Origin of the sequence: Emticicia sp. BO119 (assembly GCF_013912375.1) — a bacterium.
Taxonomy (GTDB): Bacteria; Bacteroidota; Bacteroidia; order Cytophagales; family Spirosomataceae; genus Emticicia.
This window is the reverse complement of sequence record NZ_JACETV010000004.1, coordinates 537,052-550,231: the sequence shown is the minus strand read 5'-3', so window position 1 is coordinate 550,231 and position 13,180 is coordinate 537,052. Positions and strand designations below refer to the sequence as shown.

The window sequence follows — 13,180 nt, the reverse complement described above, 5'->3', positions numbered from 1 at the left end:
ATTTTCGTGATAGCTTAGAATTCTAAACGCAATGTATTAACTAATATTGGACAAAACTAATATTTTCTCGTTTTTTTTCAAACAAATAAAAAATAAAAGATGTTCCTTTAGTTATATTTTTTTACAAAAATCAGTACATTTTTCTCAAAAAAGTCTAATTTAATTTATATGTATGTACATGAGCTTTATTGTATTTTTAAGTAAAATTCCAATATTTTACCCCCATTCTATACAAAAAAAGGCTCAAAAAGAGCCTTTTTTAATACAATGAATTATAAGTTTTGTGCTACTGACTCATTAATCATTTCAGGATTTCACGAGCAATTACCAGTTTTTGTATTTCAGAAGTTCCCTCATAAATCTGAGTAATCTTTGCATCACGCATCAATCGCTCTACATGGTATTCTTTCACATACCCATATCCGCCATGAATCTGTACTGCTTCTGTAGTGGCCCACATGGCTACTTCGGAGGCAAATAATTTTGCCATTGCCGCAGCTTGTATAAAATCCTTATGTTCGTCTTTCAAACGTGCCGCCTTATATACCAATAAGCGAGCCGCTTCTATTTTTGTAGCCATTTCAGCCAGTTTAAACTGAATAGCCTGATGTTCGCTGATAGTCTTACCAAAGGCTTTACGTTCTTTAGAATATTTCAGTGCCAACTCATAGGCACCTGCCGCAATACCCAATGCCTGGGCCGCAATACCGATTCTACCGCCATTTAGAGTTGTCATGGCAAACTTGAATCCGAAGCCATCTTCGCCTATTCTGTTTTCTTTAGGCACTTTTACATCAGTAAACATTAACGAATGTGTATCTGATGAACGAATACCCATTTTATCTTCTTTCTTGCCAACTACAAAGCCATCCCAGCCTTTTTCTATAATCAATGCGTTTATGCCTTTGTGTTTCAATTCTACATTAGTTTGCGCTATTACTAAAGAAACCGAAGATGTACCACCGTTTGTAATCCAGTTTTTTGTACCATTTACAAGATAATGGTCTCCCATATCTACAGCTGTAGTACTTTGCGAAGTGGCATCAGAGCCGGCTTCTGGTTCTGATAAGCAGAATGAACCAATGATTTTTCCACTTGCAAGAGGAGTCAGATATTTTTGTTTTTGTTCTTCTGTTCCAAAGGTCTCTAATCCCCAGCACACTAAAGAGTTATTTACAGACATCACTACCGAAGCCGACGCATCTACTTTAGAGATTTCCTCCATCGCCAATACGTATGAAACCGTGTCCATCCCACCACCTCCATATTCAGGCGATACCATCATGCCTAAAAATCCCAACTCTCCCATTTTTCTGATTTCTTCCGTCGGGAATTTAGAATGAGTATCACGCTCAATTGCGGTAGGGAGTAGTTCAGTTTGGGCAAATTCACGAGCGGCTTCTTTTACAGCTAAATGCTCTTCTGTTAAATTAAAATTAAGACCTTCTATTGTTGCGGCTGCCATTGATTTATAGTATTTGATTGATGGTTTGTGATAGATTTAACAAATATAAACAAGAGAAGAATAGTATGCAAGCATACTATAATACAGTTAATGCAGAATTAATTTCAGTTGATGGTTCTGTTATAACAGAAAACCACCCAATTAATTGAGTGATTTGGTAAAAATGTGCTTCAGATAGCTAAGCTTATCAGATTAGCTGTTAGATTCTCTATCTTATAAATCTTTCAGGATATTCTTTAAAACTGCCTGTGCCGACCACTCTCTGTTAGCAGCTTGCTGAATAACCACCGATTGATTATCGAGCACCCAATCAGTTACTTTCAGATTTCTACGTACAGGTAAGCAGTGCATAAATAAACCATTGTTGGTCAGTTCCATTTTTTGCTGTGTAATCATCCATGAGGTATCCTGGGTCAGAACTTGTCCGTAATGCGTATATGACGACCAGTTTTTACCATAGACAAAATCGGCATCTTTCAAGGCTTCGTTCTGGTCATAGATTATTCTGGCATTCCCAACAAATTCTGGCGCTAATTCATAGCCTTCCGGGTGGGTAATTACAAAGTCATAGTCAGTCTGGTTTACCCATTCGCAGAAAGAATTAGCTACCGCCTGTGGTAGTGGCTTAAAATGAGGCAGCCAGGTTAAAACTACTTTAGGTCGTGCCACTTTCTTGTATTCTTCTATGGTAATCAAATCGGCCAGAGATTGACATGGGTGACGAGTAGCCGATTCAAGATTCACAATAGGCACACCTGCATATTGCACGAATTTCTCCATCACAACCTCCTGATAATCAGCCGCGCGGTCTTGTAGTCCGGCAAAAGCTCTCACAGCTATTATATTGCAATAGCTGCCTATTACAGCAGCTGCTTCTTTTACATGTTCTGCTTTATCGCCATTCATCACCACACCATCTTCCATTTCCAACTGCCAGCTATCTTGCCCTACATTCATAATCATCACATTCATACCCAGATTTTCGGCTGCTTTTTGTGTACTCAGGCGTGTTCTTAAACTCTGGTTAAAGAAGATTAAACCTATGGTTTTGTTTTTCCCCAATGCTTGCTCGGCGAAAGGTGCTTTTTTCTGACGAATTCCTTCATTTATTAATTCCTGAACATTCTCAACATCTTTCAACGAAATAAAATTTCTCATCTTTCTTTGGTAAATAATCGGATACTACAATTAACGATATAACAACTGTCTATCAACTTTAGCGGGCAATGGCCCTAAAGTATTTAATTTCAAAGCGGCAATATTAGCGCCGGCTCTGGCACATATTTCGGGCGAAAATCCATCAATATAAGCTGTCAGAAATCCTGCCCAATACGAGTCTCCTGCACCTGTTGTATCTATCACTTTTATTTTCTTTCCCTCGATTAAAATCTTCGATCGCCCCTGGTTGCTCGATACGATACTCCCTTTACTTCCTAATGTAAAACATATCAGTTTTGCTCCCCAGGAATGAAAATCTGCAATGGCTTCATCCGGTTCGACAGGCCTGTTGTAGAAACGTTCGACATCATCTTCACTCATTTTCACAAAAGCCCCATTGGCTACATAGGCTTTTACAATTGCATGCGCATTGTTTCTGTCGGGCCATATTTGCGGCGCATAGTTTAAATCTATACTTAGCTGACAATTGTGCCTGGCGGCCCTTCCTGCCGCCTCTACAATGCTCTCCTGCGCAGGATTTCTACTTAATGCGAAACAGGTAGTATGAAAAACTGATACATTCTTCAGTAAATCATCCGATATATGCGCCGATTGAATCCGGCAGTCGGCTTCACGGTAAGTAATAAAATCAGGTGTTCCTTTCGAGCGCGAAACCACTACTATGGTAGTAGGGGCTATATTATCAATTACTACGTAAGCAGTATCAACTCCTGTTTCCTTAACCTTATCTATCAGATAAGTTCCAAGATTATCTTTACCTACACAAGAAACAATGGCTGTCTGATTGCCTAAGCGGGCCATATTAGCTGCCAGATTCGATGGGCTCCCTCCCTGAAAACGCTGAAATTTTTCTGTGGTAAGCAGATTATCTGTCAGGTCGGTACCAATAAAATCAGCCAGCAATTCTCCAACGGCCAGAAGGGCATATTTTCTCTCGCTCATAGGTCACGAAATTTGCCACAAATATGGCTATTTGAAAAACAATAACAAGAAGCTATTGATTTAATTTTTTAGTCAATAAGAACAATGGGTAACTGATAACCAGGAAGATTAGCGCATAACCACTACTCTCGATGTCCTGATACACGGCCCCTGTCAAAAACAAGAGAGAGATGATAATTAATAGCCATGGTATAAACGGATAACCTATTACTTTATAAGGTCTTGGCAATTCTGGTTCTTTTTTACGCAACATAATTAAGCTGGCGAATCCGGCAATGTAGCATAATACAAAAAAGAAAACGGCAATATCAGAGAGTTTCTCGCAAGTATCTTTCCCACTTAATATTAATAGTATAGAGCAGATTCCGGTTAATGGCATTGCAATAGCTGGTGTACCACCACTGTTTACTTTTTGTGCGGCTTTAAAGAAAAGCCCATCTCTACTCATAGAATAAATAACCCGTGGTGAAAACATAATCTGGGCATTCAGAATACCGAAAATAGACAGCGTAAGAAAGAAAGTAACTACCATTGCCGATTTTTCGCCAAATATGAGCTTAATGGCATCTGAAGCCGCCAATTTTGAGTTAGCCAACACATCCATCGGCATAATATATAAGATTGCTATATTAACCAACAGATAAATAGCCACAATAACTAATACACCACTAATCATCGATTTTGGCAAATTTTTGGCAGGGTCTGTATTTTCTTCTGAAAAATAGGCGGCTGTATGCCATCCATCAAAGGTATAAAATACCGATTGCAGAGAGACGATTAGCCCGGTCAATAAAGCCGGTTTGCTTACTCTTTCAGTAGTAGCTATCAACTCAGTATTTTTTACATCTCCACCATAAACGAAACAGATTAGCACAAAAGCAAATAAACCAACTGCCTTCAAAAAAGAAAGGATTTCCTGCGAACGCCCTGCTGATTTAGTACCCAACCAATGGAACGACATCAACAAAATCAAAATAGCTATTGCCATAAACCTGATTACAGGTTCTGTATCTGGCAACATCAGTGCAATAAACTCACTCATGGTATAAGCTCCGAATCCGAGTGCGGCTACTGTACCCATCCAGCTTGTGATACCCGTAATAAACCCCACATAATCGCCAAAGGCTCTGCGGGCATATATATACCAGGCTCCTGCTTTGGGAATGGCTACTCCTAACTCAATAGCACACAAAACTCCTAAAAAAGCATAGATGCTCACCAGAAACCAAACCAACATAATAAGTGAAGGATCACCGAGGTTAGCAGCAATAGGGCCGGGCTTCCGTAAAATACCTGTACCGATTGTTCCACCAATAGTTACTGCTATACCAAAACCAACACCAAGAAGTTTGAGAAGTTCACCTTTATTTTTTTCAGGGGCCATGCTTTCGTTTTATTAATTTTAACGAATATAGCAATTAAACAAATAAATGAAACAAATAGAAGAAAAACAAGATTTAGCTTTTCTGAAATAATGCGCAGAAATAATAATAGGTTAGCACGTAAATCAGTAAAAGTCAATTCATTAGGTTTGAAAGATTTTACTTATAAAACGTTAACAAAAATTAGTTTATTTTGATATTGCTGAAAAATTTTATCATCAGGTCTTAAACAATTGACAATGCTATAAAAACAAAAAGATCGAACCAAGCGTTTCGACCTTTCCCATAAACCATCTATTTAACTAAGGTAAAAAAAGTGTATATAACATCAAAAATTATATCAAACGCAAAAAATCTATCTACTCATAAAATCATCTCTTTGATGAAACCTTTGGAATCACTGTTAAATCAGTGATTTCCAAAGGTAATTTTTTTCATCATAAGTTACAGTATAGGTTAATTGATGCAAATATATGCAAAAAAATAATATGATGCAAGCAAATATTGCAAAATTTTGCAATATTTGCAAAATACTTTGCAAAACTATGCTTAAAGAAGAACGACAATCGCTCATTTTAGAAAAACTTACCACCGACAAGAAGATTAATTTCAACGATTTAAGTAAGTTTTTAAAGGTTTCCTACGATAGTATCCGACGTGATATTATTGAACTTGAAGATAAAGGGCTGCTGAAAAAAGTTCATGGCGGTGCTGTTATCAATTCTTATCTGCCATTGGTTAGTGACTCAAAAAAAGGAACCGGTGGGAGCGAAGAAATAGGCATATTATCGAAGAAAGCCCTTACTCTATTTGAAAACCACCAGACTATCATTATGGATGGCGGCACAACTAATTTCTTTATGGCACAACAATTGCCAAAAATGCTGGAAGCTACCGTTGTAACCAATAGCCCTGCTTTAGCTATGGTATTAAATGACCACCCCACACTTGATGTAATCCTGTTGGGCGGAAGCTATTTTAAACGCTACCAGATTACCTTAGGTACTGAAGTGTATCATCAACTAGAACACATTAATGCCGACTATTATTTTATGGGAATTAACGGGGTTGACGCAGAAAAAGGTTTAAGTATCAGGCATTACGAAGAATCTCTGATAAAACAGAAAATGATGCGTTCGGCCAAGAAAACTGTCTGTTGTGCCATTGAAGAAAAACTACATGTGAAGGAAGCCTATAAAGTGTGTGATTTTGCAGAAATAGATTATCTGATAACACATCTGAACCCGACTGACGAAGCTTTGCAAGCATTTCAGAACAAAAGAGTGGAGATAATATAAAAAATCTCATCTCTGGCTCTTTCTGCCGATAGGACAAATCCTTTGCAGAAGAATCAGAGATGAGATTTAACACTATTCTATTTACACATTAGATTCTTACTCTTACAGCAAGCAAGAAATTAGCTCCCGCTTGTGGGTAGTAAAAGTTTTCAGTAACCACCTGTCTATCATATATGTAGCTATAAGTATAGCCATTAGACTCATATAAATGGTTGAAAACGTTATTGGCTAATAAGCTAAAGGTGATTTCTTTAACAATTTTTGGCCTGATTGTATAGTTGGCTCGCAAATCGTTGACAAAAAAGGCATTCAACTTACGGTTATCGTCTGAGGTATTGTCCATATATTGTTTTCCTACATATTTTGACAACCAGGCGAATTCCAGGTTTTTAACGGGCGAATAAGATAACTGCCCCCCTGCAATTACATTTGGAGAGAACGAAATATCGGTTTTGGCAAAACTATTAATTTTATCAGCCTCACCATCATAATTCACAATGGTTTCAGTAAAGTTTTTAATCTTGTTCTGGCTGAAGGTTGCATTGGCATTCAGACGCCACTGTGTGGCAAACTTCCAGTTAGCAACCAGCTCAACTCCTGCCCTATAGCTTTTCGGCACATTAACCCGAATCGCCTCTCCGACACTATTTACCTGCCCTGTTAATACCAACTGATTTTTATAGTTCATATAATAGAAGTTTCCATCAAAACTGAATGTCTGGCTTGCCCATCGGTAACCGGCTTCCAAATCTTCTAAATGCTCAGCCTTAGGTGCTTTTACATTATCTATAAAATCAGTACGATTAGGCTCTTTATTTCCTACTGCATACGAAGCATATAATGACGCTTGTGAATTTAGCTGATAATTCAGCCCCAGCTTAGGGTTAAAAAACTCAAAAGAAGTATTACGGGTAATATCCTGCAATTTGTCTGCAATACCCTTCCTATCGTATCCTACTGTACGGTACTGAATATCGCCGAAAAGATTAAATTTGTCGGTTACCTGATAGAATATTTTGCCAAAGATATTAAAATCGGTTTTGATAGAACGACTTTGATACCACCGATAATCGTTTGAAGGCAACATGGCAAATTTTGTCCAGATTACTTCGCCGAAATGATGCCCATCATAACGGTTCCATGCGCCACCGATATTGGCTGATAATTTTTTATGGCTTTGGTAATCGAATGAATATGTGATTCCATAAAAATGATTATCCAGCCATTTTCTTCGTACCAGGTCGGTACTTGATATGGTATCTCCACCAATAGTTACATCAGGCAGATTATACCCAGCCAAGTCGGCTGCTTCTTTAAACTCTTCATAATACCCTTTACCTCTGGTATAATGTAAAGTAGGGTTGAATGTCCAATGGTTAGTCAATTTAAAAGAAGATATCAACTGATAATGATCTTGCTGATAATTATCAACCTGATTAGGATAGGTATAAGTGTTATATCTGCGATCAGTTTTCAATAAATTTTCAGGTACTCCATTCCACGACTGATAGGTAATTTCTTTGCCTGAAAAGACATTGAACCTGACAAAATTGCTTTTGTTATAATAGCCCGCAGAAACATAGAAAGATTTCAAATCTGAACTGGCTCTATCGACATATCCATCCGATTGTAATTTTGATAAACGAGCATCTACCACAAAATGGTTATTTAACAAACCTGTGCTTGCCAGTACATTTGCTTTCATTGTATTAAAAGAACCATACGAAAGATTAGTCTCTCCAAAAGCTTCTCGGTCATACCCTAAAGTATTGATATTCAAGCTCGCACCGAAAGCCCCTGCACCGTTGGTTGAAGTGCCTACCCCACGTTGCACCTGAATGCTTTGCACACTTGAAGCAAAATCGGGCATGTTTACCCAATACGTACCTTGTGATTCAGAATCGTTATAAGGAACACCATTGAGAGTGATATTAATGCGAGTAGGGTCTGAGCCTCGGATACGGATACCTGTATATCCTACTCCGGCTCCGGCGTCAGAGCTAACTACTACTGAGGGTAATTGATTAAGTAAAAACGGCATATCTTGCCCCAGATTCTGCTTCTTGATGTCTCGCTGATAGACATTCGTAAAGGCCATACCAGTTTTTTCGTTGGCACGGGTAGATTTTACCACCACTTCATTTAATTCTTTGATTCGGGTAGAATCGTCTTGAGCCCAAACGTAAATAAAAACCGCATGACATAAGATAAATACCGAAATAGTTTTTCTAAGGAATTTTTGTTGTTTGATAAGAATTCTTAGAACATTTTTTGTTAATTTTTTCATTGCATAACGAAAACTTTAACAAGGTAAAGGAGTAAAATCTTGTGAGCCAAAACGGCTCTTTGGTGAAACAAAATTTTAATTGGAAATCGTAAATAGTTCTGTAGCTGCGCACACTATAGTACTATTCTCTCTCCCTTCGGCAGAATTACCTGCATCAGGTTCGATGGGTATAATCTCAGCCCGTTATATTGAGGCACCCCTTTTGAGATAAGTTTTGCAAAGAAAACGTTTTTTAAGGAAAACTTGTTTATATTAGTGAAAAGAAATTTATACCTTACCGAAATTATTGATAATTGAGAGTCAAAAGTAGGTAAATGAGTGTGGTATAGATTTTGTGTATTGTTTTATTAAAATCAGGAGAGATTATGACTCAATTTATGGTGGAATTTGATTTGCCAGTACCTTTTCCAGAAGGTTTCATTGCCAAAATTCCCTATCAACGAATTGCTGTAAATCAATTGTTAGAAGAGGGAAAACTACAATCATACGCGCTATCGTCTGACAGAAGTCGACTCTGGTGTATTGTGAATGCTCAAGATGAATTAGAAGTAATGGATATCATTGCAGAATTTCCATTAATTGATTATATGCGCCCAACTATTACAGAATTGATGTTTAATAATTCTGTTGTAATGAAAGTGCCGACTTTTTCATTGAACTAAAGCTACGTGGTCTACTTCAGGCCACGTAATACATATTATCTGCTAACCGAGCCCATGCCGAATTTTCTTGTTACCAAAAATTTAGAACTTCCTGACGATTACTCAATCATTGAACTTGATGGCCATAAAACGCTTACTTTAAGGGGGTTTTATGAAGAAATAGGCGATGCCCTTGCTTTTCCGGAAGAGTTTGGTTTTACCAGCGAATCGCTTGATGAAATGCTAAGTGATTTATCATGGCTGGAAGACGATAAAATCGTTGTCTATATTTCCCCGTCTAACCAGTTCATAGAAAAAGAACGTAATCCCGAAAAAATAGGCACTCTGCTCAATCTTCTGGATGCCATTTGTGAAGATTGGCGCTGGGAAGACGATAGTGAGGATTTGCCAAAGAAAGAACTCATCTTTGCTTTTGCAGATAGCCCCCGCATCCGAGAATTGTTAGACAAACAGGAAATCAGCTACCGAAAAGATACCAAATGAATTTCTTCCTGAGAAAATGGCAGTCGGGCGATGAACAATCATTGGTCGAAAACGCCAATAACTACAATATCTGGAAAAACCTGAAAGATATTTTCCCGCATCCTTATACCATTACAGATGCGTATGAGTGGGTAAATATCGCTTCAGATTCAGCAGAGAGCTTTGCTATTGAGGTAGGCAACAAAGCAGTGGGTGGCATTGGCATCTTGCTGAAAGATGATATTTATAGAAAAAACGCCGAGATAGGTTACTGGTTAGGCGAAGCCTACTGGGGCAACAAAATTATCTCAAGCGCAATATCTGATATAGTCAATTATACTTTCGCCAATTATGATGTTTATCGCATTTATGGTGGCGTATTTGAATATAATACCCCCTCAATGCGAGTGCTCGAAAAAGCAGGCTTTGAAAAGGAAGCTATCCTGAAAAAATCACTTACCAAAGAAGGAAAGCTCTATGACGAACATATTTATGCCAGATATAGGGGTTGATTAAATCCCCTCTATCTTAATATGCTTCGTTTCCAGATATTCATAAACCGCATTTCTTGAAAGTTCTACGCCATAGCCCGAATCTTTCCAACCTGCGTAAGGCGCATAATTAGTATTTACAGCACCATTATTGATACATACTGTTCCGGCCTCCAATTGCTCACCTAAAAGCATACTGGTTTTAAAATCTCTTGTAAAAGCATACGCTACCAGACCATAGTTCGTATTATTCGCTTTTTCAATCGCTTCATCCAATGTTTTAAAAGTCTCTATTGGTACTACACAACCAAAGGTTTCTTCCTGCATGACTTTCATTGTTGCATTGCAGTTATCCAGGATAGTTGGCAGGAAATAATGGCCTTTTCCATATTGCTCACCTTCAGGTGCTCTGCCACCTGTCACTAATGAAGCACCTTTGCCAATGGCATCTTCTACGTGCTGTTTTGAAGTCAATACACCATCCGCTGTAGCCATTGGACCTAAATCTACTGACCCATCACTCACCCCATCACCAATAGTCAGTTTTTCAGCATGATTTTTCAATTCTGCTACAAATTGCTGATGTTTGGATATGTGCACATATACTCTATTGACACTACTACAAGATTGCCCCATATTTCTGAATCCCTTGTAAGCCACTACAAATGCCGCATTCTTTATATCTGCATCTTCACAAACAATGGCAGGGCATTGCCCTCCTAATTCTAAAGATATTTTCTTTAAGTATGGTGCTACTGTTTGCATCAGTTTTTTACCTGTTTCGGTAGAGCCTGTCATAGCTACTTTTTTTACGAGAGGGTGTTTTGCAAGACTATCGCCAACTACTGCCCCCTGGCCCGTTACTACACTAATAACCTTAGCCGGAATTCCTCCCTCAACCAAAGCCATACAAAAAGCCATCGGCGATAGCGGAGTAACCGTTGTAGGCTTTACCACCACCGAACAACCTACCGCTAAAGCAGGCCCTAATTTCCATGATAAGAGCGAAACCGGATAATTCCATGGAGTAATCAAAGCACATACCCCAACCGGATAATATTTTACCATTGAAAACAACCCTGCTTTCTCTGTTTGATTAATATATCCCTCTACTCTTACCCCCTCCGCTGCAAAATAATCTAAGGTATCGCAAGAACCGATAATTTCTGATTTAGACTGATTGAAAGGCTTGCCCTGTTCTAAAGCCATAAGCATACCAATCCGGTCAGCCTGGGTACGCACATAAGCCGTAGCTTTTTTAATAATGCTCTCCCGTTGGTAAGCTGTCAGTTTCGACCATTCTTTAAAGCCTATCTGCGCTGTTTTTACGGCTTTGTTTACATCTTCAGTGGTTGCCCGTGCAATAGTAGCAACGGCTTCACCATTAGCCGGAGATTTAATAGTTAATGTAGATTCATCTGCTGCCTGATTTGATTTCCCATCAATAAACAATCCCCATGTTTGCCCTTTCACCTCAGCTATTAATTCAGTATTCATAGAATATCTTACAAATTAGGTTTAATACTTACTTTCAAAGCCTCGCCCGACTCCATTAAGGTAAATGCTTCGGTGATTCTGTCTAAAGGTAAAATATGAGTAACTATCTTATCGGAGGGAAAATTCTTCTTTTGAACCAAGGCGGTAGCCGCCTGAAAATCACTCATTTTCTCTGAATAAGAGCCACTAATCCGCAATTCTTTATAATGCAGGTGGTTGGTATTCAATGTAGCAAAAGGATTTGTTTTTGGTAATCCACCAAAGAATTCAACTCTTCCTGCTTTTCCAGCTATTTCAAGGGCTTCAACCTGAGCTTGCGCTGAACTGACAGCTACTATTACTACATCGTATCCTAAGCCTTCTGTCAATTCAAGGGCTTGTTGCAAATGCCCATTTTCTTTATCCACCTTCACCACATGATCAATATCAAATTGTGTTGCTTTTTCTAAGCGGGTTTGCATCACATCATATATATCTACCTGTTGTGCCCCCTGAAAACGGGAAACCAGCGCATGCATCACACCAATTGGCCCCGCACCAATAATAGCTACTTTATCCTTTAATCCAACTGCTAATCTTCCTTGTCCATGTGCATTAATCACGCAGCCTAAAGGCTCGGCCAGGCTCAGATATTCTGAAGGTATTTCTTCGTTTACCTTAAACAATTGTTTCCGCCGAACAGCCTTCGACGGAACTTTCATATATGTTGCAAATGCTCCATCTAAATGATAAGACATCGTAGTTCGATTCTGACATAAATTCTCACGCCCGGCTTTGCAATATCTACATTCTCCACAAGACAATACAATGTACATCAACACTCTATCGCCCACTTTTAAATCTGTATCAGAGCTTCTTGACTCTATTACTCTCCCACAAAATTCATGGCCTAAAATACGGGGAGGTGTGATTTTCATATCTCCGTGCCGATAGGTTCGTAAATCTGTTCCGCACACATTACAGGCTTCTATTTCAAGCAATACCTCCCCGTCTTCCAAACCTGGAATATTTACTTCTTCTACCAATATTTCTTCTTTTCCGCGATAAACTGCTGCTTTCACTTTGTTGTATTTTAATTGATTTAAATTGATGAAAGGGTTATAAATACAAAAGGTTCCCACCATATTGGTAACCTTTTATGGTCTGCTTTGGTCACCTTTCCTGCCCATCATTTCTTCTATACCTATAGTTGTTATGTGGATTGTAATCAAGACTTGTTGTCCCTGAACAGGCTCTGCTAAATTTCTGACTTAAGTCTGTGTTTTCAAAGTATCCGGGAAAGTTTTTGATATAATTGAACTGTTAAATCTATTTCGTTCAACTAATTAATTTTAATAATTCTTAAACCTAACTTGTCTATACAAGTTGGAGTTGCAAATGTAGCTACACCTAAAAGGATAGACAAGTTTTTCAGGAAGAAAATTTAATAAAAATGACTTTCTGAAATAGGATAATCTGAAAAAAGAGTAGTAAAAATAGACTTCGTTCGATAAAAATTTTGCTTTTCATAGATTA

At 38.3% G+C, this 13,180-nt stretch carries 11 protein-coding genes and 1 riboswitch; of the genes, 4 read left to right on the top strand and 7 right to left on the bottom strand.

Going from position 1 to position 13,180, the window contains the following annotated elements; translation table 11 throughout:
* Window positions 1–301 precede the first annotated feature (301 nt).
* The 4 genes from H1R81_RS16230 to H1R81_RS16215 form a co-directional block, all read right to left on the bottom strand.
* Window positions 302–1,465 (bottom strand): acyl-CoA dehydrogenase, encoded by a 1,164-nt coding sequence (locus H1R81_RS16230; protein WP_181841789.1) that lies wholly within the window; start codon window positions 1,463–1,465, stop codon window positions 302–304.
* 213 nt (window positions 1,466–1,678) lie between these two features.
* Window positions 1,679–2,623: an N-acetylornithine carbamoyltransferase gene (locus H1R81_RS16225; protein ID WP_181841788.1), complete on the bottom strand. Its 945-nt coding sequence runs from the start codon at window positions 2,621–2,623 to the stop codon at window positions 1,679–1,681.
* A gap of 30 nt (window positions 2,624–2,653) precedes the next feature.
* Window positions 2,654–3,586 carry a carbohydrate kinase family protein gene (locus H1R81_RS16220; RefSeq protein WP_181841787.1) on the bottom strand — a complete coding sequence of 311 codons (933 nt, stop codon included), beginning with the start codon at window positions 3,584–3,586 and terminating at the stop codon, window positions 2,654–2,656.
* A gap of 52 nt (window positions 3,587–3,638) precedes the next feature.
* Window positions 3,639–4,970: an APC family permease gene (locus tag H1R81_RS16215; RefSeq protein WP_181841786.1), complete on the bottom strand. Its 1,332-nt coding sequence runs from the start codon at window positions 4,968–4,970 to the stop codon at window positions 3,639–3,641.
* A gap of 543 nt (window positions 4,971–5,513) precedes the next feature.
* Here H1R81_RS16215 and H1R81_RS16210 point away from each other — a divergent pair.
* Complete coding sequence (locus H1R81_RS16210; RefSeq protein WP_181841785.1) at window positions 5,514–6,266, top strand: DeoR/GlpR family DNA-binding transcription regulator; 753 nt, start codon at window positions 5,514–5,516, stop codon at window positions 6,264–6,266.
* Window positions 6,267–6,354: 88 nt separating this feature from the next.
* Here the strand turns inward: H1R81_RS16210 and H1R81_RS16205 are convergent, their stop codons facing one another.
* A complete protein-coding gene (locus H1R81_RS16205; protein WP_181841784.1) occupies window positions 6,355–8,553 on the bottom strand; it encodes a TonB-dependent receptor in 2,199 nt (732 codons plus the stop codon).
* 113 nt (window positions 8,554–8,666) lie between these two features.
* Window positions 8,667–8,764: riboswitch (TPP riboswitch) on the bottom strand.
* Between the two features lie 154 nt (window positions 8,765–8,918).
* Here H1R81_RS16205 and H1R81_RS16200 point away from each other — a divergent pair.
* The 3 genes from H1R81_RS16200 to H1R81_RS16190 are packed head-to-tail and all read left to right on the top strand — an operon-like array spanning window position 8,919 to window position 10,189.
* Entirely contained in the window at window positions 8,919–9,215 is a 297-nt protein-coding gene (locus tag H1R81_RS16200) for a muconolactone Delta-isomerase family protein (protein ID WP_181841783.1), read from the top strand.
* A gap of 54 nt (window positions 9,216–9,269) precedes the next feature.
* Window positions 9,270–9,698, top strand: a complete 429-nt coding sequence (locus tag H1R81_RS16195; protein WP_181841782.1) for a barstar family protein — start codon at window positions 9,270–9,272, stop codon at window positions 9,696–9,698.
* On the top strand, window positions 9,695–10,189 hold the full coding sequence (locus H1R81_RS16190; RefSeq protein WP_181841781.1) for a GNAT family N-acetyltransferase: 495 nt from the start codon (window positions 9,695–9,697) through the stop codon (window positions 10,187–10,189). Before H1R81_RS16195 ends, H1R81_RS16190 begins: the two co-directional genes overlap by 4 nt.
* On the opposite strand, the gene H1R81_RS16185 is transcribed toward H1R81_RS16190, so the two are convergent.
* Together H1R81_RS16185 and H1R81_RS16180 are read right to left on the bottom strand one after the other, a co-directional pair.
* Window positions 10,190–11,665, bottom strand: coding sequence for an aldehyde dehydrogenase family protein (locus H1R81_RS16185; RefSeq protein ID WP_181841780.1), 1,476 nt, complete (start codon window positions 11,663–11,665; stop codon window positions 10,190–10,192).
* Between the two features lie 8 nt (window positions 11,666–11,673).
* Window positions 11,674–12,726 (bottom strand): alcohol dehydrogenase catalytic domain-containing protein, encoded by a 1,053-nt coding sequence (locus H1R81_RS16180; RefSeq protein WP_181841779.1) that lies wholly within the window; start codon window positions 12,724–12,726, stop codon window positions 11,674–11,676.
* Window positions 12,727–13,180: the final 454 nt, after the last annotated feature.